This is a genomic window from Micromonospora sp. RV43 (genome assembly GCF_001029515.1).
Taxonomy (GTDB): Bacteria; Actinomycetota; Actinomycetes; order Mycobacteriales; family Micromonosporaceae; genus Micromonospora; species Micromonospora aurantiaca.
Genome location: NZ_LEKG01000040.1, coordinates 1 through 22,218 on the forward strand (window position 1 = coordinate 1; position 22,218 = coordinate 22,218).

22 protein-coding genes and 1 tRNA gene are annotated in these 22,218 nt (G+C 73.6%); 14 read left to right on the forward strand and 9 right to left on the reverse strand.

Translation table 11 applies throughout. The features are described from left to right. The coding region (locus tag ABD52_RS12740; protein WP_047891936.1) for a M15 family metallopeptidase at positions 1-684 on the forward strand (684 nt) is incomplete at its 5' end. A 44-nt stretch (positions 685-728) separates the two neighbouring features. Next, positions 729-1,235 (forward strand): DinB family protein, encoded by a 507-nt coding sequence (locus ABD52_RS12745; RefSeq protein WP_047891937.1) that lies wholly within the window; start codon positions 729-731, stop codon positions 1,233-1,235. Positions 1,236-1,259: 24 nt separating this feature from the next. Here ABD52_RS12745 and ABD52_RS12750 read toward each other — a convergent pair whose 3' ends face one another. Next, a complete protein-coding gene (locus tag ABD52_RS12750) occupies positions 1,260-2,033 on the reverse strand; it encodes an alpha/beta hydrolase family protein (RefSeq protein WP_047891938.1) in 774 nt (257 codons plus the stop codon). Between the two features lie 147 nt (positions 2,034-2,180). Here ABD52_RS12750 and ABD52_RS12755 point away from each other — a divergent pair, with 147 nt between their 5' ends. The 4 genes from ABD52_RS12755 to ABD52_RS12770 all read left to right on the forward strand — a co-directional run bounded on the left by ABD52_RS12755 (position 2,181) and on the right by ABD52_RS12770 (position 5,001). Beyond that, entirely contained in the window at positions 2,181-2,573 is a 393-nt protein-coding gene (locus tag ABD52_RS12755; protein WP_047891939.1) for a hypothetical protein, read from the forward strand. 76 nt (positions 2,574-2,649) lie between these two features. Then, positions 2,650-3,324, forward strand: a complete 675-nt coding sequence (locus ABD52_RS12760) for an HAD family hydrolase (RefSeq protein WP_053065371.1) — start codon at positions 2,650-2,652, stop codon at positions 3,322-3,324. A 374-nt stretch (positions 3,325-3,698) separates the two neighbouring features. Beyond that, a tRNA-Glu gene (locus ABD52_RS12765) sits at positions 3,699-3,771 on the forward strand. A gap of 30 nt (positions 3,772-3,801) precedes the next feature. Further along, on the forward strand, positions 3,802-5,001 hold the full coding sequence (locus ABD52_RS12770) for an RtcB family protein (protein ID WP_047891961.1): 1,200 nt from the start codon (positions 3,802-3,804) through the stop codon (positions 4,999-5,001). Positions 5,002-5,033: 32 nt separating this feature from the next. Here the strand turns inward: ABD52_RS12770 and ABD52_RS40180 are convergent, their stop codons facing one another. The 5 genes from ABD52_RS40180 to ABD52_RS12790 form a co-directional block, all read right to left on the reverse strand. Then, positions 5,034-5,198, reverse strand: a complete 165-nt coding sequence (locus ABD52_RS40180; RefSeq protein ID WP_162881534.1) for a hypothetical protein — start codon at positions 5,196-5,198, stop codon at positions 5,034-5,036. Continuing rightward, positions 5,195-5,413 (reverse strand): helix-turn-helix transcriptional regulator, encoded by a 219-nt coding sequence (locus ABD52_RS12775; protein WP_013476639.1) that lies wholly within the window; start codon positions 5,411-5,413, stop codon positions 5,195-5,197. The genes ABD52_RS40180 and ABD52_RS12775 overlap by 4 nt, the downstream gene beginning before the upstream one ends. Continuing rightward, positions 5,413-5,892 carry a DUF2975 domain-containing protein gene (locus tag ABD52_RS12780; protein ID WP_013476640.1) on the reverse strand — a complete coding sequence of 160 codons (480 nt, stop codon included), beginning with the start codon at positions 5,890-5,892 and terminating at the stop codon, positions 5,413-5,415. The genes ABD52_RS12775 and ABD52_RS12780 overlap by 1 nt, the downstream gene beginning before the upstream one ends. Before the next feature lie 31 nt (positions 5,893-5,923). Then, the gene (locus ABD52_RS12785) at positions 5,924-6,565 is read right to left on the reverse strand and encodes a dihydrofolate reductase family protein (RefSeq protein ID WP_047891940.1); all 642 of its coding nucleotides are present in this window, start codon (positions 6,563-6,565) and stop codon (positions 5,924-5,926) included. Positions 6,566-6,647: 82 nt separating this feature from the next. Next, entirely contained in the window at positions 6,648-7,241 is a 594-nt protein-coding gene (locus ABD52_RS12790; RefSeq protein ID WP_013286533.1) for an HD domain-containing protein, read from the reverse strand. 148 nt (positions 7,242-7,389) lie between these two features. Between ABD52_RS12790 and ABD52_RS12795 the strand changes: the two genes are divergently transcribed. From ABD52_RS12795 to ABD52_RS12820, 6 genes are all read left to right on the forward strand, one after another. Then, positions 7,390-8,343 carry an LpqB family beta-propeller domain-containing protein gene (locus ABD52_RS12795; protein ID WP_230649811.1) on the forward strand — a complete coding sequence of 318 codons (954 nt, stop codon included), beginning with the start codon at positions 7,390-7,392 and terminating at the stop codon, positions 8,341-8,343. Between the two features lie 112 nt (positions 8,344-8,455). Further along, complete coding sequence (locus ABD52_RS12800) at positions 8,456-9,232, forward strand: class I SAM-dependent methyltransferase (RefSeq protein ID WP_013286531.1); 777 nt, start codon at positions 8,456-8,458, stop codon at positions 9,230-9,232. A gap of 55 nt (positions 9,233-9,287) precedes the next feature. After that, a complete protein-coding gene (locus ABD52_RS12805) occupies positions 9,288-10,289 on the forward strand; it encodes a hypothetical protein (RefSeq protein WP_013286530.1) in 1,002 nt (333 codons plus the stop codon). Next, positions 10,286-10,939, forward strand: a complete 654-nt coding sequence (locus ABD52_RS12810) for a hypothetical protein (RefSeq protein WP_013286529.1) — start codon at positions 10,286-10,288, stop codon at positions 10,937-10,939. The genes ABD52_RS12805 and ABD52_RS12810 overlap by 4 nt, the downstream gene beginning before the upstream one ends. Before the next feature lie 15 nt (positions 10,940-10,954). After that, positions 10,955-11,857 (forward strand): inositol monophosphatase family protein, encoded by a 903-nt coding sequence (locus ABD52_RS12815; RefSeq protein ID WP_013286528.1) that lies wholly within the window; start codon positions 10,955-10,957, stop codon positions 11,855-11,857. A gap of 24 nt (positions 11,858-11,881) precedes the next feature. Further along, positions 11,882-12,289: a VOC family protein gene (locus ABD52_RS12820; protein WP_047891941.1), complete on the forward strand. Its 408-nt coding sequence runs from the start codon at positions 11,882-11,884 to the stop codon at positions 12,287-12,289. Between the two features lie 14 nt (positions 12,290-12,303). Here ABD52_RS12820 and ABD52_RS12825 read toward each other — a convergent pair whose 3' ends face one another. Then, positions 12,304-13,080 carry an SDR family oxidoreductase gene (locus ABD52_RS12825; RefSeq protein WP_047891942.1) on the reverse strand — a complete coding sequence of 259 codons (777 nt, stop codon included), beginning with the start codon at positions 13,078-13,080 and terminating at the stop codon, positions 12,304-12,306. Positions 13,081-13,218: 138 nt separating this feature from the next. On the opposite strand from ABD52_RS12825, the gene sigJ reads away from it, so the two are divergent. Beyond that, positions 13,219-14,079, forward strand: coding sequence for an RNA polymerase sigma factor SigJ (sigJ, locus tag ABD52_RS12830; RefSeq protein ID WP_047891943.1), 861 nt, complete (start codon positions 13,219-13,221; stop codon positions 14,077-14,079). 17 nt (positions 14,080-14,096) lie between these two features. Here the strand turns inward: sigJ and ABD52_RS12835 are convergent, their stop codons facing one another. After that, positions 14,097-14,996 (reverse strand): GNAT family N-acetyltransferase, encoded by a 900-nt coding sequence (locus ABD52_RS12835; protein ID WP_047891944.1) that lies wholly within the window; start codon positions 14,994-14,996, stop codon positions 14,097-14,099. 77 nt (positions 14,997-15,073) lie between these two features. Then, positions 15,074-16,306: an SLC13 family permease gene (locus ABD52_RS12840; RefSeq protein WP_013286520.1), complete on the reverse strand. Its 1,233-nt coding sequence runs from the start codon at positions 16,304-16,306 to the stop codon at positions 15,074-15,076. Positions 16,307-16,413: 107 nt separating this feature from the next. Here ABD52_RS12840 and ABD52_RS12845 point away from each other — a divergent pair, with 107 nt between their 5' ends. After that, on the forward strand, positions 16,414-22,188 hold the full coding sequence (locus tag ABD52_RS12845) for a TIR domain-containing protein (protein WP_047891945.1): 5,775 nt from the start codon (positions 16,414-16,416) through the stop codon (positions 22,186-22,188). Positions 22,189-22,218 lie beyond the last annotated feature (30 nt).

The following is a 22,218-nucleotide window of genomic DNA, read 5'->3' on the forward strand; positions in this document are numbered from 1 at the left end:
GTCGTGGACCTCACCACCGTCGACCCCACCGTCCGCACCGACATCCGGTACGCGGGCCCGCACAACTTCGTCGGCCGCCCGATCGACGGGTACGCCGAGCCGCGCTGCCTGCTCACCCGGCCGGCCGCGCAGGCGCTGCACCGGGTGCAGACCGCCGCGCTCGCCGGTGGGCACAGCCTCAAGGTGTACGACTGCTACCGCCCACAACGCGCCGCTGACGACTTCGTCGCCTGGGCGAAACTCCCCGGCGAGCAGCGGATGAAGGGGGAGTTCTATCCCGGCGTAGCCAAGGACCGGCTGTTCGCCGACGGCTACATCGGCGCGCCCACCGCGCACAGCCGGGGCAGCACGGTCGACCTGACACTGGTCCCGGTCTCCGGGCCGCCGCAGGCCGCGTACACGCCCGGCCAGCCGCTCGTGCCCTGCACCGACCCGGCCGGGCGCCGCTTCGCCGACGACTCGATCGACATGGGCACCGGGTTCGACTGCTTCGACCCGCGCGCCCACACCGCCGACGCGCGGATCAGCGACACCGCCCGGAACAACCGGGACCTGCTGCGCCGGCTGATGTCCGCGCAGGGATTCGAGAACTATCCGCTGGAGTGGTGGCACTACCGGTACGTCGACGAGCCGTACCCGGACACCTGGTTCGACTTCCCGGTGGCCGGTTCGTCACTGCGGTGACGCGGTCGTTCCACCATGATCGATTGCGGCTAGGCTCGACGCTCATGGAGACCGAACGGATCGGGCCGCCGCTGCTCGCGGACGAGCGGGAGTCGTTGCGCGCCTTCCTCGACTTCCACCGGGCCACGCTGGCCCTCAAGTGCGAGGGGCTGACCGACGAGCAGTTGCGCCGGCAGGCGTCGCCGCCGTCCACGCTGTCCCTGCTCGGCCTGGTCCGGCACATGGCCGAGGTGGAGCGCACCTGGTTCCGCCGGGTCATCGCCGCCGAGGACGTACCGCTGGTGTGGTCGGACAGCGGCGACTTCCAGCAGGCGTACGACGCCCGCGACGCCGACGCGGCGGAGGCGTTCGAAGCGTGGCAGCGGGAGATCGAGCACGCCCGGCGCATCGAGCGGGAGGCCGAGTCGCTCGACGTGACAGGCCACCAGGCACGCTGGGGCGAGGACGTCTCGCTGCGCCTGGTCATGCTGCACATGCTGCACGAGTACGCCCGCCACAACGGGCACGCCGACCTGATCCGCGAGGCGATCGACGGCACCGTGGGCGTCTGAGCCCGCTCAGCGCCCGCGCACCGGTCAGCGCGTGCGCAGCGGCAGCCAGGCCAGCACGTCGGAGATCCGCGCGTCCCAGTACGCCCAGTCGTGGTCACCCGGGCCGAAGTCGACGGTGACCGGCACGTCGCGCTTCCGGGCCACGTCGAGGAACCGCAGGCTGTCCTCGTACAGGAAGTCCTCGGTGCCGCAGGCGACGTAGAGCGCGGGCCGGTCGTCGCCGGAGCGCTCCAGCAGCCCCACCGTGTCGTCGTCGGCGGGCACCGGGCCGTCACCCCAGACGGTGCGCCACACCGCCGGGTCGACCGGACGGGTCGCATGGTGGCGGCGGCGCGTCACGTCCAGCGCGCCGGACAGGCTGGCCGCCGCCGCGAACCGCTCCGGGTGGCGCAGCGCCCACTTCATCGCCCCGTAGCCGCCCATCGACAGGCCCGCGACGAATGTGTCCTCCCGCCGCGTGGACAGCCGGAAGAACGACCGGCACACCTCGGGCAGCTCCTCGCTGAGGAACGTCCAGTACCGGTTGCCGTGCGCCTCGTCGCAGTAGAAGCTCCGCTGCACCTGCGGCATCACCACGGCCAGCCCGAGCGGCGCCACGTACCGCTCGATCGAGGTGCGCCGGGTCCACACCGTGTCGTCGTCGGTCAGGCCGTGCAACAGGTAGAGCACCGGCGGGTCGCCGTCGGCGGCGGCGCCCGGCACGCCGACCCCGGCCGCGCCGCGATCGGGCAGCAGCACCGTCATCGACGTGCCCATGCCCAACGCCTCGGAGAAGAAGTCACACCGGATCAGCGCCATGAGGCGGCAGCGTACCTCGGAGGGGTTCGATGAGGGCGTTCCTATTGCCCCGGGACCGTCGCACGGGAAAAGATGGCCGTGCGTGCCGGAAACACACTCGTAACCTGCGCGCTGCTGGTCTCTGTCACGAGGAAGTGGGAGTCAGTCATGAGCGACGTGTCGGCCGCACTGGGTGTGCGCCTCTACCCGGACCTGGTCGAGCCCGGCGGTCTCGCCCCCGCGCTCGTGGCGACCGCCGCCGCGCAGCAGCTCGACGTGGGCGAGGTGACCGCGCCCGAGCAGGGGCGCAGCCGGTTCACCTGTGCCGAGATGACCTCCGCCCGGGGCGTGGTCTGCGTCAGCCTCGGCTCCCAGGCCCGCTACTTCATGATCGACCTGCGGGTGGACGGCGACGTCCAGGCCCGGGGCGACGCCACCGATCTGCTCCAGGTCGCGCAGGTGGCGGCCGCATGGCGGGCCGGCATCACGCTCGCCGAGCTGACCGCGCGCTACCCGTTCATGGAGGAGATGCGGCGCCACCCGGTGGCGCACGCCGGCTGAGACCGGGCACCCCAGCCCTGCCCGATCCAGGTCGACCGCCGCTCCCGGACGCGTCGTGTCGATCTAGGGTGATGCGATGACCGCCAGGCGCGTGACGACAGTACTGTTCGACTTCGCCTGGACTCTGTTCGCCAGAGACTCGGAGCGTTGGGTGGGCAACGCGGCGGCATCGATCGACCGGGCATTGGCTGCTGGCGAGGCGCACCGTATTGCTGGCGACTTCGCGGAACTGTTGCGGGAGACGGCCACGGATCCGGCCCACATCGCCCGAGATCTGGATCCGCGAGTCTGGGATCGGGCGATCCTCACCGTGCTGGAACAGATTCCTGGGGTTGACCAGGCGCTGGCATCGGTCATGCACGAAACACACGCCGAAGCAATCGAGCCGTACGCCGACACCGTCGCCACGCTGTCCGCATTGCGTGACAGCGGTGTTCGCATCGGCGTCGTCAGCAACGTCGGCTGGGACATCCGCAAGTGCTTCGCGCGGCACGGACTCGACGGCTATGTCGATGCGTTCGTACTGTCCTACGAGGTCGGCTTCGTCAAACCGGACCCTCGGATCTGGGGCGCCGCCCTCGCAGCCCTCCATACGGCACCGGGCCAGACCCTGATGGTCGGTGATCATCCCGCTGGCGACGGCGGATCGGTTTCCGCCGGCATACCAGCGCTGATCCTGCCAATGGTGGATTCGCCCGCGCAGAAACGCGGATTCGAATACGTGCTCAGGCTTGCCCAAGTTCCGTCCTGACGGGTCTGCCGCTGGCACTCACGTGAAGCCCCTCGTGAAGTTGATCTCTCGGCAGAGACCTCCTTCATACGAGGGCTTCACTCGCAAATTCACGTTGCCGCCGGTGCGCGGCGGCCGTACCGTGAGCGGCAACGTTCTGGTCCACCAGGGGAGTCCACCGTGTCGCAGCAGAACCGCACCCGCGCCGAGCGGCAAGCGCCGCGCGCCGGTGTCCTGCTGCCCGAATCGGGCACGGGCCGGCGACGGCAGTGGCAACCAGGGTGGTGGCGCGTCTAGCGCCGGCGCGACGATCCGCGCGAACCGCCCGCCCCAGACCGGAGCCGGGCGGTTCTCCGTGTCCGGGGTGAATCCGCCGACGGCGTCACGCCGCCGGAGGGCCGTTGGAGCAATTGGCAGCTCACCCGGTTCTCACCCGGGAGGCTACGGGTTCGAGTCCCGTACGGCCTACGCCAGACGGACATGAGCAAGGAGACGACGATGGGTTTCACCCCGCTGGCCGGTACTCGGGCACCGGTCCGGGTCTGGACCGACCCGTACGCGATCGAGGCGCAGGCGGCCCGGCAGCTGCGCAACATCGGCGCGCTGCCGTGGGTGCAGGGCGTCGCGGTGATGCCGGACGTGCACTTCGGCAAGGGCGCCACTGTCGGCTCGGTGATCGCGATGCGGCAGGCCGTGTCGCCGGCCGCGGTCGGCGTGGACATCGGCTGCGGCATGTCGGCGGTGCGGACCTCGCTGACCGCCGCCGACCTGCCCGACGACCTCGCGCCGCTGCGGTCGGCGATCGAGGCGGCGATCCCGGTCGGCTTCGCGATGCGTGACGACGCCGTCGATCCGCGCCGGGTCCGGGGGCTGGAGCAGGCGGGCTGGGACGAGTTCTGGCGGCGGTTCGGGACGCTGGACCGGAAGGTGGCGCAGCTCCAGACGCGGGCGCAGCGGCAGCTCGGGACGCTCGGCGGCGGCAACCACTTCATCGAGGTCTGCCTGGAGCAGGGCGGCGCGGACGACGGCCGGGTCTGGCTGATGCTGCACTCCGGTTCCCGCAACATCGGCAAGGAGCTGGCCGAGCGGCACATGGCGGTGGCGCGCGGCCTGCCGCACAACACCGACCTGCCGGACCGGGACCTCGCGGTGTTCCTCGCCGGCACGCCCGAGATGGAGGCGTACCGGCGGGACCTGTGGTGGGCGCAGGAGTACGCCCGGCGTAACCGGGCGGTCATGCTCGCCCTGCTCTGCCAGGTGGTCCGGGAGGCGTTCCCGCACGCCTGCTACGACGAGCCGATCTCCTGCCACCACAACTACGTGGCGGAGGAGAGCTACGACGGGGTGGACGTGCTGGTGACCCGCAAGGGCGCGATCCGGGCCGGCCGGGGTGACCTGGGCATCATCCCGGGCTCGATGGGCACCGGCTCGTACATCGTGCGCGGGAAGGGGAACCTCGACGCGTACTGCTCGGCGTCGCACGGCGCCGGGCGGCGGATGTCGCGGGGGCAGGCGAAGCGGACGTACAGCACCGCGGACCTGGCCGCGCAGACCGCCGGGGTGGAGTGCCGCAAGGACGCCGGTGTGGTCGACGAGATCCCCGGCGCGTACAAGGACATCACCGAGGTGATGGCCCAGCAGGAGGACCTGGTCGAGGTGGTCGCCCACCTCAAGCAGGTCGTCTGCGTGAAGGGTTGACCGGTGGGGCCGGCGTCGAGGGGGCGCCGGCCCTACCGGGTACGCCGGGCGACGCGTACGCCGATGGCGACCGCGCCGATGACGAGCAGTGCGGACAGGAACTGGAGGCCGGGGGAGTCGTCGGCCTCGCCGTACACGAAGCCGGTGACGCCGAGCACGACGGCGAGCAGGGCGACGACGACGGCCAGGTGTCTCATCGCTCCTCCTCGTCGGCGACCCATTCGAGCAGGTCGCCGGGCTGGCAGTCGAGCACCCGGCACATGGCCTCCAGGGTGCTGAAACGGACGGCCTTGGCGCGGCCGTTCTTGAGCACGGCGACGTTGGCCGGGGTGAGCCCGACGCGTTCGGCGAACTCGCCGACGCTCATCTTGCGCTTGGCCAGTTCGACGTCGATGCGCACGACGATCGGCATCAGATCACCGCTTCCATGTCGGTGCGCAGCGTGGTGGCCTGGCGCAGCAGCGCGCGCAGGACGACCATCAGCAGCCCCAGCACGCTGACGCCGGTGACCAGCAGGAACAGCAGCAGCGGCAACCCCGGGTCGTCGGCGTTGAAGCCGACGTAGAGGAACACACCGACGAGCACCACCCAGGCGGCGGCGACCGCCCAGACGATCCCGTCGACCCAGCCCAGGGACGCCTCGGTGAAGATGCGGTCGTTCTTGACCAGGGTGAGCAGGTGCCAGGTGCAGACGATCACCACCTGCACGCACAGCACCCAGAAGATCGTCACCGCGGTGGCGGGCCATCGCAGGTACGCCATGTCCGGGTTCTCGCGCGCCATGTGCGCGAACTGCCCGGGCAGCGACATGGTCTGGAACAGCACCAGGATCGCGAACAGCAGGACAAGGAAGGCGCGGAGTGGTGTCACCGCGCGTTGCGCCGTCAACATGCATCGACTATCGCGCGGAACCTATCGAAAGTCAATCGGTATCACTCGCGCGACGGCCGACGGCGTACCTGACGTGCACCGCGTGGCGCGAGTGGTGCACGGCGCGGATCTCCAGGTCGACGTCCCGGTCGAAGCCCTCGAAGAGCCTCTTCCCGCGACCGAGGATCACCGGCGCGGTGGACAGGCCCAGCTCGTCGACCACGCCGGCCGCGAGCGCCTGCCGGATCACGTCGGCGCCCCCGCCGATGACCACCGCGCCGTCACCGGCCGTACGCCGGGCCGCCGCCAGCGCCGCGTCGAACCCGTCGACCATGAGGAAACCGGCGTCCGGGTCGGGCTGGTCGGCGGTGCGGTGGGTGAGCACGACCAGGGGCGCCTCGAACGGGTTGCGGCCGCCCCAGGCGCCGGCGCTGTCGTACATGCCCCGGCCGCACAGCGCGGCACCGACGCCCGCCAGCAGCTCGTCGAAGTACGCGCGGTCCTCGCCGGTCATGCCGGTGCCGGGTTCGCGTGGCGTGTCGTACGTCCACGGCCCGCCCATCACCCAGTGGTGCAGCCGCTCGCCGCCGACGCCCAGCCCCTGGCCCGCGTGGTCGTCCGGACCGGTGACGTAGCCGTCCAGGGACACGGTGACGAACGCCCGCACCCGGCCCCGCGCTTCGCTGGTGCTCATGCTTCCTCCCGGAGATCGGAGAACACCGACCCGGGGCAGACCGCCCTCGCGCGGCGGACTCATCGGCGCCGCCGGTCCGACGTCAGCCGTAAACCGGATGTTCCGCCTGGAACGCCAGCCGCCGGTCCGCGCCGGCGGCCAGCTCGGCGAGGACGTCGTCGAGGTCCAGGAACGTCTGCCAGCGCTCCTGGCCGGTGATGGCGGCGAGCCGGTCGACCACGAGCTGCTCCAGGTCGGTGACCCGGCGGCCCTTCCACACCTTGTCGGCGAGGCTGACCAGCAGGTCCTCCAGCTGTACGCCGGGGGAGTGCCAGGCGGCGTGGGTGACGGCGAAACGGGCCCGCTCCTCCGGTACGCCGAAGCGCAACAGCAGCTGGTAGCCCGCCTCCTCGTGCGCCGACCCGGGGCCGGTCAGCTCGCCGGGATGCTCGACCTTGCCGAGGTCGTGCACTGCGGCGCCGAACAGCACCGCCTGCCTGTCGAACGGCACCGCGCCGAACCGGTCGGCGAACGCGGCGGTCAGGTGCCAGGCGACGTCGTGCACCAGCCGCAGGTGCGCGCCGAGGCGCGGCGGGGCGGCGAGGGCGTCCAGCAGCTCGACCGCCACGCCGGGAAGCGGGAGCAGCGGCGGGTCGCCCGGTTCGGTGAGGGCGCGGCGCAGCGCGTCGGAGGTCATCGGGGCGAGCGTACCGGGCCGCCTCGGGCTCACCTCTGGTGATGGACGAGCAGCCGAGCGTGAAGCGGCCACTCGTCCGATTCCGGTGCGTCGATCCACTCGCGAGTGTGGGGGCCACGTCTCACACGGGGGTTGTCGAATGACCGCAATGAATCGTCGTGCCCTGCTGCGTACCGCCGCGCTGACCGGAGTCGCCGCCGCGACCGGGCTGGCCGTCGGGCCCCACGCCGCGTCCGCCGCACCCGCGTCCGCCGCCGACGTGGTGAACGGGTCGTGGCTGGTCAGCGTCGGCTGGGGTGTGCTCCAGGTCGACCCGGGCCGCACCACGCCGCGGGAGCTGCTGCCGAACGGGGACCACGCGAAGGCCTCGCCGGACGGCCGGTACGTGGCCTGGGTCAACACGGCCCGCTCGGGCGACGGCACGCTGGAGCCGTACGTGGCCGTGTACGACCGGGTCACCGGCCAGAAGCGCACACTGCTCGCCGATCCGTTCGGTGTCCGCTACGGCGCGCCGACGTGGTCGCCGGACGGCACCGAGATCGCGCTGGTCACCGGGCAGGGCAACGACCGGCTGATCGCTGTGGACGTGGTCACCGGCGCCACCCGCGTGCTGGTCGAGGGGCACTCCATGAGGGACCCGGACTGGTCCCGGGACGGCTCGATGATCGTCGTACGGTGGCGCAGCCGTTCGCAGGGCTGGCAACTGCGGGTGCTGGAACTCGCGACCGGCACGGTGCGGCCGATCTACACGCCGGTGGCGGGCGAGATGTTCATCTCGCCGGTCTTCATGCCCGACTCGGGGCGCGTCGTCTTCTGCACCAACCGCTGGCACCTGGACCGGGAGGTCTACAACCAGTCGCTGGCGTCGGTGCGCATCGGCGGCACCGGGCTGAAGAAGCTCACCGACGAGCCCCGGTTCTACCTGTCGCCGGTGTTCTCCCCGGACGGCCGCTACTGCGCCGCGCTGTCGATCCCGCCGGAGAACGAGTACCCGGACGGCGGCAACATCATCGTGTCCACCAGTGGCTTCGGCGAGCAGTGGTGGATCCCCGGCGACGAGTACGACGACAGCACCCGGCTGGACTGGGCGCGGGCGATCTGACGTAGCGCCGCGCGCACATCCGGTGGGCCGGATGTGCGCGCCGCCGGGCGTAACCGGTGCGAGGCTTGGTGCGGACGCCGCCGAAGGGGCCGGCGTCCGCTGTGGAGGGGTGATGGCCGAGCCGCCGACCGGGACGTCGTCGCACCGCGCGCAGGCGCACGGCAGGCACGCCAACCACCGCCGCTACCACGACGGCGCCGAGGTCGACGGGTACGTCGACGACCCGTACCACCGGGTGCGCCGCGCGGTCGCGGCCCGGCTGATGGCCGAGGGGGTGACCCGACGTGGGCCGGTGCTGGAACTGGGCTGCGGACCGCGCGGCATGCTCGACCCGGCCGCGCTGCCCGGCCCGGTGGTGCTCGCCGACACGGCCGAGACGGCGCTGCGCACGGCCCGCGCCGCGGCCCGCGGACGGGCGCTGCCGGTCTGCCTGGACGCCACCCGCGGGCTGCCGTTCCGGGCGGGCAGCTTCGCCGGGCTGCTCGCCGGCGAGCTGATCGAGCACGTGTACGACCCGCTGGCGCTGCTGCGGGAGTGCCACCGGGTGCTGGCGCCCGACGGCCTGCTGGTGCTCACCACGCCGAACCTGGCGCCGGTGCAGGACCGGCTGGCGTTCCTCGCCGGGCGGGCGCCACGTCAGGTCGATCCGCTGCACCCGTACCTGTGGCTGCACATCCGCCCGTTCACCGCCTCGCTGCTGCGCCGGACGCTGCGCCGGGCCGGGTTCACGCCGGTGGCGCTGCGGTCCAACGAGGTCGGCTGGCGGCTGCCGGGCGGCCGGTGGGTGGCCTCGCGGCGGCTGGCCCGCGCCGCACCGGGGCTCGGCGGTTCGCTGATCTGCGCCGCCCGCCGGCACGGCGCACCGCCACCACAGCAGAACAGGGCGTGATGGCGACATTGACAGCGGGCTATCATGGAGGTTCCGTCGTCGACCGGGGGATGTCATGACGCGCCTGCTCGCCTGGGTCGTGACCAATCTCGACGCGTTCATCGGCCTCGTCCTGGCCCTCACGGTGTCCGTGCTCGGCCTCACCAACGCGGTCGACCAGGAGGTCGTCAACAGCGCGATCCTGCTGGTCCTGGGCCTGCTCGCGCAGGCGATGCTGCGGGACCGGCTGCGCCGGCGCACCACCGAGCGGGAGGTCCGCCAGGTCATCTCGGACACCCGCGACCGGCTGACCGACCTGGTGCCGCAGATGCAGGAGATCACCGGGCCGGAGGGCGCGCTGAACCGGGCCCGCGAGGCCATCGACAGCGTCTCCATGGTGCGCGTGCTGCACGGCAGCGAGGTCGGGCAGGCGCTCGCCGAGGCGCGGCGGCACACCGACCAGTGGAGCTTCAAGGGCGGCACCGGCACCTACCTGCGCGCGGTCACGCTGCCGGACTGTCTGGAACACGCCCGGCGGCGCAACGCCACGCTCACCGTCGCGATCGAGATCATCGACCCGACCGACGAGGAGGTCTGCGAGCGGTACGCGCGGTTCCGGCGCAGCCTCGACCCGGACGCGCCCGGCGAGCCGTGGACCGTCGACCGCACCCGCAAGGAGTCGTACGCGACCGTGCTGGCCGCCTGCTGGCACCTGCAACGCTCCGGCCTGCTCACCATCGACGTCCGGCTCTCCGCGCAGATGACCACGTTCCGCTACGACCTCTCCTCCTCCTGCGTCGTCATCACGCAGGAGAACCCGCAGACGCCCGCGCTGCGCATCGACCGCGGCGAGGTCTACTACAACCGTTTCAACATCGAGCTGGACTACAGCCGCCGGCAGAGCCGGCGCGTGCCGATCGAGGCGGCGGCCCAGGTCAAGCTCGACGACGAGCCGTCGGTCGAGCAGGTACGGCGGTTGTTCACCGCCCTCGGCCTGACGCTGCCCCGGTCCTTCGGCGACCGTGAGGTCGCCGGCATCATCGGCAAGGCCGTCCAGGCGAGGAACCCCTACTCATGACCAGTTACGCCGACCTCGAACGGGAGATCGACCGGGGCACCCGGCCGGAGATGCTGCGCGGCTGGGTGCTGGACGTGCTCGGCGACGTCGCCGACGGGCGGCGGCCGCTGCGCGCGGTCCGGCACCCGCTCGGCTTCACCTGCCTGCCCGTGGAACGCGACGGCCCGGACGGCATCTGCGTGCACGCCTGGCCGGCCGACCCGCCGCCGGTGCGCCCGACCACCTCCACCATGCACTCGCACAGCTGGGATCTGCTCAGCCACGTGCTGCACGGGACCGTCCGCAACGAGCTGATCGAGGTCGACGACGCGCCGGCCGACCCGGCCTGGCGGATCTACGAGGTGCACAGCCTCGGCGAGGTGGACGAGATGGCCGCCACCGACCGGCTGGTCACCGCGATGACCGCGACGGTGGAGACGCACTCGGCAGGCGACTCGTACGCGCTGCGCGCCGGCGGCTTCCACACCTCGGAGGTCGACGCCGGTGAGCCGGCGGTGACAGTGGCGCTCGGCCGGACCACTCCCGGCGCGTGCGACCTGAGCCTCGGCGCGGTGGACGGGCGCAGCCACCGGGTACGCCGGGACCGCTGCGACGCGGCGGAGACCGCGCGGATGGCGCGGGAGATCGCGCGACTGGTGGCACGGGGCTGACTGGCTGGAGGAGCCATGGACGTGGAGCCGAGCAGAGGCGGGCCCGACCTGCGCGACGCGCACCGGTTCGCGGTGGAGGCAGCGCAGGCGGCGGGCCGCCTGCTGCGCCGGGGCACCCGGGGGGAGGTGCACGCCCGGGCCAAGAATGACACCGGTGACCTGGTGACCGACCTCGACCTGGCCGCCGAGCGGCTGATCGTCGACCGGATCCGGGCCCGCTGGCCGGAGCACGGCGTGATCGCCGAGGAGGGCGGCGAGTACGCCCCGGACACCGCGTGGGCGTGGCTCGTCGACCCGCTGGACGGCACCAACAACGTGGCGATCGGGCTGCCCGCGTACGTGGTCGGCATCGCCCTGTGCGACAACGGCTCGCCGGTGCTCGGCGTGGTGCACGACCCGGTCGCGGGCCGTACCTGGTCGGCGGTGCGCGGCCGGGGCGCGTTCGTGCACGCGTCCGGCCCGGCCGCGCGGCCGCTGCGGGCCGCGCAGCGCCCGGTGCCGTCCGCGCCGGTGCTGGCCTGGACCCAGGGGCACGAGGTACGCCGCGACGACAGCACCGCCCGGGCGCTGAAGGTGGTGCTGGACACCAGCGCCCGCCGGGTGCTGCAACTGTGGGCGCCGTTGCTGTCCTGGGTGATGCTGGCCCGCGGCGACATCGACGGCATCGTCGGCTACCGCCCCGAGGCGGTCGACCTGCCGGCCGGGATGCTGCTCGCCGTCGAGGCCGGCATGGCGGTCCGGGCGCTCGACGGCGGCACTTTCGACGACAGGTACGGCTGCCCCGCCGACCGGCGCAGCTTCGTGGCCGGGCCACCGGAGACCATCGACCGGCTGGTCAAACTGGTCACCGCGGCACAGTGGATCGAGCCGCAGGTACGCCGCCTCACCCCGGTCGGCCTCGGCTCGGTCGGCTGGTGAGCCGGGTCGGCTAGCCTCGGCGGGATGGCCGCCAGACAGCTCAAGATCGGGCTCCGGGTCCGCGACCTGGACCGCTCCCACCGGCTCTACCTGCGACTCGGCTTCAAGGAGATCCCGCAGACCGACCAGACGAACCTGCGTTACCTCACGTTCGGCCACACCTGGCTGATCCTGTCCGACCTGCACCGCCACGGGCACCACAACGCGGAGCGGGAACGCGAGGTCAAGGCCGGGCCGCCGGGGCTCGGTGTCGTCCTCACCGTGCCCACCGCCGACCTGGACGCCACGTACGCGCTGTGGCGCGACGAAGGGCTGCCGGTGACGCTGGAGCCGGAGGACGTGGGCTGGGCGCGGATCTTCTACGGGCTCGACCCGGACGGCTACGAGGTCATGTGCGAGCAGTTCCACCCGCCGTCGCGCGCCGCCTCCTGACGCGCGGCGGCGGGTCAGGCGACCGGCCGCGACGGCTCCCGCTCGGCCAGGAAGCCGGTCCAGGTCCGCACGCCCCTCGCGGCGCCCGGCCGGGCGAGGTTCGCGCCTTCCCGGTACGCCCGGCCGGCCCGCCCGGGGATGCGTACCGGCAGGCGTGCCCGGCGCTTCCCGGCGGCGGTCAGGTAGCCGGTCAGCAGGTCACCGATGCCGTACGTGTCCGGCCCGGCCAGGTCGGGGACCAGCCCGGCCGGTGCGCCGAGCGTGAGTTCGGCCAGCCGGGCCGCCACCTCGTCCGCGTCGACCGGCTGCAACCGCAACCCACCCGGAACCGGCACCACCGGCAGTCTCGTCATCGCCGTCAGCATGGTGAACACCAGGTCGTGCACCTGCGCGGCGCGCAGCACCGTCCACGGGACGCCGGAGTCCACCACCGCGCGCTCGGCGTCGAGCTTGGACCGGATCCAGGCCAGCGGCACCCGGTCGGCGCCGGTCACCGAGATGTGCACCAGGTGGGCCACAGCGGCCCGGTGCGCGGCGCGGGCCAGGTGGGCGGTGGCACGGTCGTCGCCCTTCGCGCCGCCGGCCAGGTGCAGCACAGTGGACACCCCGCTCAGGGCGGGGCCGAGGTCCGCGCCGCTGAGCAGGTCGGCGGCCACGTGGGTGACACCGTCGCCGGGCCGCCCGCCGCGCCGGCTGAGCACGCGCACCGGGTGCCCGGCGGCGCGCAGCAGCGGCACGACGTGCCGGCCGATCGTGCCGGTGCCGCCGGTGACCAGAATGGGTGCGTTCATCGTCGTCCTCCCGTTGTCGGTGCTGCCACCTCGACCCGCGCCGGCCTGCCGACGTGACAGGTGTGACGGCTGTCACCTGTGGTCACATCGGTGACCCGGCGCGGGTCGAGTCGATGTGCGGGAGGGGAGGCTCAGGTGATGGACCTGGCGGAGCGGTTCGAGCGGGAGCGGCCACGGCTGCGCGCGGTGGCGTACCGGCTGCTCGGGTCGCTCACCGACGCCGAGGACGCGGTGCAGGAGACCTGGCTGCGGCTGTCCCGCACCGACCCGGACACCGTGGAGAACCTCGACGCCTGGCTCACCACTGTGGTCGCCCGGGTCAGCCTCAACACGCTGCGGTCCCGCGCCGCCCGCCGGGAGGACCCGCTGGACGTACGCCTGCCCGACCCGGTGGTGGACACCGGCGCCGACGATCCGGCGCACGCCGCGGTGCTCGCCGACTCGGTGGGCCTGGCGCTGCTGGTGGTGCTGGACACGCTGACCCCGGCCGAGCGGCTCGCGTTCGTGCTGCACGACGTGTTCGGCGTGCCGTTCGACGAGATCGGCCCGCTCGTCGACCGCTCGCCGGCGGCGGCCCGGCAGCTCGCCAGCCGGGCCCGCCGCCGGGTACGCGGACAGGCGCCCACGCCCGATCCCGACCTGACCCGGCAGCGGGCGGTGGTGGACGCCTTCCTCGCCGCCGCCCGCGACGGTGACCTCGACGCGCTGATCGCGGTGCTGCACCCGGACGTGGTGCTGCGCTCCGACGCCGGGACCGCCCGCGCCCGCCACACGGTCGTGCTCACCGGCGCGACGACCGTGGCGGCGCAGGCCACCACGTTCGGCCGGCTGTTCCCGCACGCCCGGCCGGTGCTCGTCAACGGCGCCGCCGGGGTGCTGGTGACCGCCGGCGACCGCCCGCTGTCGGTGATGGCGTTCACCGTTGCCGGCGGACGGATCGCCGCCGTGGACGTGATCGCCGACCCGCGCCGGCTGGCCGCGCTCGGCCTCGCCGGCTGACCCGGAGTCGCGGACCGTCAGTCGACCAGAACCAGATTGGCCATGTCGACCACCGGCCGGAATCCGAGCCGGGCGTAGAGCCGGTTCGACACCGGGTTGGCCTGGTCGGTGAACAGGCACACCCGCGCGCCCTCGGCGGTGAGCAGCCGGCACACCTCGGCGACGGCGTTGCCGGCCCAGCCGCGTCCGCGCTGCTCCGGTGGCGTGTAGACGGGTCCGACGCGAGCCACGCCGAACGACGTCGGGTGGGCGGCGGTCAGGTGCACCGGGCGGCCCGACCCGTCGGTCCAGAACCAGACCCGGCCGTCCCGGATCCGGCGCAGTAGCTCGGCGCGGTCGGGCGTCTCGTGTGCGCTGGTGCCGGGCGGGCGGCCCGCCTGCTCGTCGGCGTCGGCCGTGAACGCGCCGAACCACGCGGCGACCAGGTCGACGTCGTCGGTGGTGGCCGCCCGCAGCGCGCCGGGGACCGGAGCCGGTGGTGCCAGTTGGTCGAGCACGTGCAGCCGGGTGTGCTGGGCCACAGCGACCCGCCCGCCGTCGAGGCGTGCGACCTCGTCGGCGCAGGCGCGCGCGGCGGGCAGCGCGCCGTTCACCGCGCGGACCCGCTCGCCGCGCCGGTGCCACGCCCCGGCCAGCGCCACAGCGGCTGCCTCGGGCATCGGCAGCAGGAACGGCGGTCGCGGCGGGAACGGCGCGGTACGCATCGCGGCGCCCACCACCGCCCCGGAGGCGTCGCGCACCACCAGCCACCAGTCGTCCTCGGGCAGCGCGACGCCCTCGGCGCGGCGGGCCGCCATCCGCTGCGCGACAGTGGCGACGACCGTGCCGACCACCGGATCGGCGGCCAGGTACGCCTCGGCGGCGGCGAGGAACTCGCCCGGGTCGGTGCAGAAGTGCAGAGTGGGTGCGGCGGTCATGCGGGCACGGTAGCCACCGCCCGGGATCGGGCCGTACCGGTTTTCCCGCCCCGGCGAAGGTGGGCGATGCCGCGATGCTAGGCGCCGGGACCGACAAGAAGCGCCGTCACGGTGGCGGCGGTGGCGAGCACGGCGAGCGCGGCGCTGGTGGCCACGAACCGGCCCAGCGGTACGGCGACCCCGGCGGCCCGGCAGCGCTCGTACCAGATCAGTGTCGCCAGCGACGCCCACGGCGTGGCCAGCGGACCCACGTTCGTGCCGATCAGCAGCGCCAGCAACTGGGTGTGCCGGTCGGCCGCGATCACCGCCTCGCCGGCCAGGTACGCGGGCAGGTTGTTCACCACGTTGCTGAACAGCGCGCCGACCGCGCCCGCCCGCAGCGCCCCCTCCGCGCCCGGGTCGGTGCCGATGAGCGTGCCCATCACCGTGTCCAGGCCGTGCCGGCCGATGGTCTGCACCACCAGGAACAGCCCGGTCACGAACACCAGCAGCCGCCACGGCACCAGTGCCGGACGCAGCCGGTGCCGGGCCCGGACCGCGAAGCCGGCGACCAGGATCGCGGCGGCCGCCCCGGAGGCGATGCCGATCTCCACCCCGGCCAGGATCCCGGCGACGAACAGCAGGCAGGCCGCCAGCGCGGTGCGGTAGAGCACCCGGTCCGGCGGCACGTACGGCGGCGGCGGGACGAACGGGTCGGCCCCGGCGCGCGCCGGACGCCAGTACCACCACCACAGCAGCAGCGCGGTCACCGCGACGGCGACCAGTTGCGGCCACCACATCCGGGCCGCCCACGGCACCGGGTCCAGGTCGACCCGGTCGCTGGCCAGGATGTTCGTCAGATTGGACACCGGCAGCAGCAGGCTCGCCGTGTTCGCCAGCCACACGGTGGTCATGGCCAGCGGCGTCGGCGGCACGTTCAGCGCCCGGGCCAGCGCGATCATCACCGGCGTGAGCAGCACCGCGGTGGTGTCCAGGTTGAGCGCGATGGTGGTCACCGAGGCGAAGCCGACGCACAGCCAGAACAGGGCCCGGAAACTGCCCCGCGCGGTCACCGCCACCCGGGTCGCCAGAGCGTCGAACACCCCGGCCACAGCGGTCAGCTCGGCCAGCACCACCACCGTGCCGAGGAAGATCAGGATGGGGATGATCCGCCGCATCGTCGCCTCGGCGTCGGCGCGGGGGAGCAGCCCGGTGAGCACGAACACCACGCCGAGCACGGCCAGCCCGATCGCGATCCAGTCCAGCACGTGCAGGCGGCCCCAGCGGGAGCGGTCGGGCACGGCGTTCGGCGGATCGCCGGGGGTCTCCACGAGGGATGATCCTCGCACATGCCGGCGCGGGCGGAGGAGCCCGACGCGGGACGATCCGAGCTGCCGAGGGTGTCGATCTGTTGACCGTCGGTGGCCATAATGACCATGTGGTTGTAGGCGCGCACCCCACCCGGTCCGACCGCCCCATCGATTTCTTCATCAGCTACTCGCCGGCCGACGAACGCTGGGCCACGTGGCTGGCGTGGGAGTTCGAGGCGGCCGGCTATCGCACGTTGTTGCAGGCGTGGGACTTCGTGGCAGGCACCAACTTCATCGACTTCATGGACCGTGGCGTCCGCGAGGCCGAGGTGGTGGTGGCGGTGCTGTCCGAACGCTACCTGCACTCCACGTACGGCAAGCTGGAGTGGCAGGCCGCGCTGCGCGCCGACCCGGACGGCACCGGCAACAAGCTCGTCACGGTACGCGTCGAGGACTGCCCGATCGACGGCCTGCTCGCCACCATTACCTATGTGGACCTGGTCGGCGTGGACGACCCGGTGCAGGCCCGCAACCGGGTGCTCGACCGCATCCGGGAGGCGCTCGACGGGCGCGCCAAGCCGATGCGGCAGCCGGCGTTCCCGCACCACCCGGCCGACCCGCACGGGGTGCTCGCCGCACCGGCCGCCGGAGCGCCCGCGCCCCGCCGCGCCCGGCGTACCCCGATCAACCCGCCGCCGTTCCCGCCCGCCGCGGCGGCGCCACCGACCGCCCGGGACACCGTCACCGTGCTCCAGGTCGCCGGGCCGCGCTTCGGCCGGGGCGTGATCACCCCCGGCGCGCCGGTCACCCCGGGCGAGGTGCAGGAACACCTGATGGGTGACCTAACGCTGCTGATGAACGACGGCGTGCCCCGGCCGGACCTGCTCGTCGTCGCCGGCAACCTCACCGAGTCGGGCAGCCCGCGCGAGTTCTCCGACGCGCTGAGCTTCCTCACCGGCCTGCGGGTGCTGCTCGGGCTGGAGCCGCACCGGCTCGTCGTGGTGCCCGGCCCGCGCGACGTGACGATGGCCGCCTGCCGCGCGTACTTCGCCACCTGTGAGGCCGACGACGTCGACCCGCAGCCGCCGTACTGGCCGAAGTGGCGGCACTACGCGCGCCTGTTCGACGACCTCTACCAGGGCCTCGACGACCGGATCTTCGACAGCGAGCAGCCCTGGACGCTGTTCCCGGTGCCCGACCTGCGGGTGGTGGTGGCCGGGCTGAATTCCACCATCGCCATCACCCACCGCGAGGAGGACCGGTACGGCTTCCTCGGCGAGGCGCAGTCCAGCTGGTTCGCCCAGCGGCTGCGCCACTACCAGCAGTCCGGCTGGCTGCGGCTGGGCGCGATGGCGCACGCGCCGGGGGCGCGCAGCCCGTACGCCGACGAGGTGCCGCCGGACCCGGTGTCGCTGCGCGACCGGGGCTCGGTCAACCGGCTGGTCGGCCCGATGCTCGACCTGCTGCTCTCCGACGCCGCGCCGTCGGCCCGGGTGGACCCGGTGGTGCCGCTGGCCGCCGCGCCCCGCGACGGCCGGGCGCAGGTGCTGCGGCTGGGCGCGGACGGGATGACCCGCTGGGTGCTCGGCCGCGACGACCGGCTGGCCGGCGGCGCGGTGACCGCCGTGTCCTGGCCCCACGCCGAGGCCACCTTCGGCGCGTCCGGCCCGGCCCAGGTACCCGACCCGCGCCGTCCGGTCGCCGTCGAGGGGGCCACCCAGGGCGCCGCGGTGGCCGCCGCGCCGGTCGCACCGGTGCAGCGGCTGCTGGACCGGCTCGCCGAGGTCTGCGAGGCCCGCTACGACCGGGTGGTGGTGCGCCGCGTCGGCACCGACCCGCCGCACCTCTACATCAGCTACCGCTCCGACGGGGTGGTCCGTCAGCAACGCGTCGGCGCGCACGTGGGCACCCCCACCGCCGCCGACGTGGACGTCTTCGCCCGGCGGGTGCACGCCACCGACCCGGACATCGCCTCCGAGCTGGTCTACGACGGCGACCGCGTGCCGCGCGGGCTCGCCGAGGAGGCACAGCGGCGGGGCGTACGCGTGCTGCACCTGACCGAGTTCCAGGGCCTGCTCGACCTGCGCGAGTACGTCGCCGCGCAGACCGCCCGGCTCCAGGCGGACCGGCTCTACCCACCCGGGCAGTACGTGCCGCAGCGCTACCGCCACCTCGTCGGCGCCGACCAGCGCGTCCGCGACGACGTGGTGGACGAGCTGCTGGAGACCGTCTCCGCGCCGGACGGCCGGTTCGTGCTGGTGCTCGGCGACTTCGGCCGGGGCAAGACGTTCGCGTTGCGGGAGGTGGCCCGGCGGCTGCCCACCGCCGCGCCCGACCTGATCCCGATCCTGGTGGAGCTGCGGGCGTTGGACAAGGCGCACTCCGTGGACGGCCTGGTCGCCGCGCATCTGGCCAACCACGGCGAGCAGGTGATCGACCTCAAGGCGTTCCGCTACATGCTGCGCCAGGGTCGCATCGTGCTGCTGTTCGACGGGTTCGACGAGCTGGTCGCCCGGGTGACGTACGACCGGGCGGCCGACCACCTGGAGACGCTGCTCCAGGCCGCCGAGGGCAACGCGAAGATCGTGGTGAGCAGCCGTACCCAGCACTTCAAGACCAACTCGCAGGTGCTGACCGCGCTCGGCGAGCGGGTCGGCCTGCTGCCGCACCGGCGCGTGCTCGCGGTGGAGGACTTCACCCCCGGGCAGATCGAGGCGTTCCTGCGCAACCGGTACGGCGGCGACGAGCGGGCCGCCCGCGAGCGGATGGACCTGCTCGCCGGCGTGAAGGACCTGCTCGGGCTCTCCCGCAACCCGCGCATGCTCGGCTTCATCGCCAACCTCGACGAGGGGCGGCTCGCCGCGGTGGCCGGGGCGGGCGGCACGTTCAGCGCCGCCGCGCTGTACCGGGAGATCCTGGAGTCCTGGCTGGACTTCGAGGAGCGCCGCACCCAGGGCATCCCGGGCGCACCGGTCAGCCTGCGCCGGCCCGAGCTGTGGCAGGCGGTCAGCCGGCTGGCGTTCCAGCTCTGGGAGAGCGGCGAGGCATACCTGCGCCTGGCCGAACTGGCCGAGTCCACCGGCCAGCTCGCCGGGCGGGCCGACTCGCGGCTGTCCGGCCCGCAGGCTGCGCACGCGGTCGGCGCGGGCAGCCTGCTGGTCCGTACCGACGACGGGTTGTTCGGGTTCATCCACACCTCGGTGATGGAGTGGCTCGTGGCCGAGGGGGTGGCCGAGCAGATCAACAGGGGCGAGGAGCCGGGCGCGCTGGCGGTCCGGTCGCTGTCCGCGCTCGCGGTGGAGTTCCTCGGCGACCTCGCCGACCCGGCCCGCTGCACCGCGTGGACCGCCCGGGTGCTCGGTGACGAGTCGGCGGGCGAGACGCTGCGCGCCAACGCGCTGCGGCTGTCCGCCCGGCTGCGCCTGCCCGACCGGGCCGACCTGCGCGGCGCGGTGCTGCGCGGCGAGGACCTGTCGCACCGCGAGCTCGCCGGGGCCGACCTGACCGGGGCCGACCTGACCGACGCGCGGCTGGTCGCCACGAACCTGACCGAGGCGCGGCTGGAACACGCCCGGCTGCGCGGCGCCCGCCTGGACCAGGCCCGCCTCGCCGGGGCCGACCTGCGCGACGCGGAGATGGCCGGGGCCCGCCTGTTCCGTACCGACCTGCGGGGTGCGCGCGTGGCCGGCAGCAGCTGGCACCGCACCGCGCTGATCGATGTCAGCGCCGACCCGGCGCTGCTGCGCGCCCCGGAACTGCGCGGCGCCGTCGTCGCGCCGGGCCGTCCGGTCGCGCCGGGCCTGGCCCCGCCCGCCGTGGGCGTCGGCTACGGCTTCGAGGTGGGCCGGCTGCCGGTGCCGGTGGCGTACAGCCCGGACGGCGCGGTGCTCGCCGTCGGCAGCGACGACGGCGGTGTGCTGCTCTGCGACACCGCCACCGGGCTGCCGGTGCGCACGCTCCAGGGACACCGGTCCCGGGTGTACGCGGTCCGCTACGACGCCGCGTCCCACCAGCTCGTCACCGGCTCGGCCGACCTCACCGTACGGCTGTGGGACGCCGACCACGGCGACGTGCGGCACGTCATCGAGGACGTCTTCACCGGCTGGGTGTGGCCGATGCTCACCGACGGCCGCCGCGGCCGCCTGGTGGTCGGCGACGCGGCCGGCGTGGTGCGGCTCTACGACACCCGTGGCGCCCGGCTGCGTCACGAGTGGCCCGGCCACTCCGCGCCGATCTGGGGCACCTCGTTCAGCCCGGACGGGCGGCGCGTGGTGGTGGCCGACAGCGCCGGCACGGTCCGCGGCTGGGACATCCCCACCGGCAAGCTGGCGTTCGAGGTGCAGGAGCCCGAGGTGGTCTACCGGGTCGTGCACTCACCGGACGGCCGGCTGCTGGCCGCCGTCGGGCAGCACGGCCGCATCTGGATCCGCCGGGCCACCGACGGCGAGCTGCTGCGCGCGCCGCGTGGCCACGAGGCCGACGTGTACGCCCTCGACATCCACCCCGACGGCACGCTGATGGCCACCGGCGACACGCACGGCGCGCTGCGGCTGTGGGAGACCGAGACGGGCCGGCCGGTGCGGGTGCTCGGCCGGCAGCGCGGCGCGATCTACAGCGTCCGGTTCAACGGCGACGGCAGCCTGCTCGCCACCGCCGCCAGCGACGGCGCGATCCAGCTCTGGGACACCGACGACGGGCAGGTGCGGCACGAGCTGACCCGGCACCGCGGCTCGGTGTGGCCGGTGGTCTGGCGGCCGGACCAGAACCAGGTGGCGACCAGCAGCAACGACGGCACCACCCGGCTGTGGGACGTCCGCAGCGGGCAGCTCCAGCACACGCTGCGCGGGCACGGCCGCAAGGTCACCGCGCTGTCCTTCCGCGACGACGGCGAGGTGCTCGCCGCCTGCGGCAACGACGGCGTGATCCGGCTCTGGGAGCCGCGCACCGGCCGCCTGGTGCGGCAGCTCGCCAGCCCGGCCGACCGGCTGCTGTCCGTGGTGTTCTGCCCGGATGAACCGCTGGTGGCCACGCCCAGCGGCGACGGCGGCGTGCACCTGTGGAACACCGACACGGGCGCCGACGAGCGCGAACTCAACGTGGACACCGACCACGTCTGGGCGGTCGCGTTCAGCCCCGACGGCGACGCACTCGCCACCGCCAACGACGACGACACGGTACGCCTGTGGTACCGCCGTACCGGCCGGCACTTCGCCACGCTCACCCCGCACCGGGGGCGCGTGCGCACCGTCGCGTTCAGCCCCGACGGCGAGACCATCGCCACCGGCTGCGACGACCAGGCGGTACGGCTCTGGGACGCCGCCACCGCCACCTGCCGGCTCACGCTCGAACACCACACCGACCGGGTCTACTCGGTCGGCTTCAACAGCGAGGGCACGCTGCTCGCCAGCGCCGGTAACGACGGCACGGCGGTGGTCTGGGACGCGGTCACCGGCGAGCGGCGCCTGGTGCTCACCGAGCACGACGGCCGGCTCTGGTCCTGCGCGTTCAGCCCGGACGGCAACCTGCTCGCCACCGCCGGCGACGACCTGGTGATCCGGCTGTGGGATCCGGTCACCGGCCGGCTGCACGGCACCCTTGCGGCGCACACCCGGCGCGTCTGGTCGGTGCACTTCAGCCCGGACAGCAGCCTGCTCGCCAGCGCCGGTGACGACGGCACGGTACGGCTGTGGGACGTGGCCGACCCCGAGCACGCCCAGTTGCGGACCACGCTCATCGGCCTGCCGGACGGGTGGGCGGCGGTCAGCCCGGACGGCCGGTACAAGCTGGACGGCGACCCGGGCGGCCAGTTCTGGCACGTCATCGGCACGTGCCGGTTCGAGGTGGGCGAACTGGACCCCTACCTCACCCAGGTCCGCCGCCTGTCCGTGGACGCCCCCTTCTGATCCCCGCCGTATCCGACACGAACTCCTTGG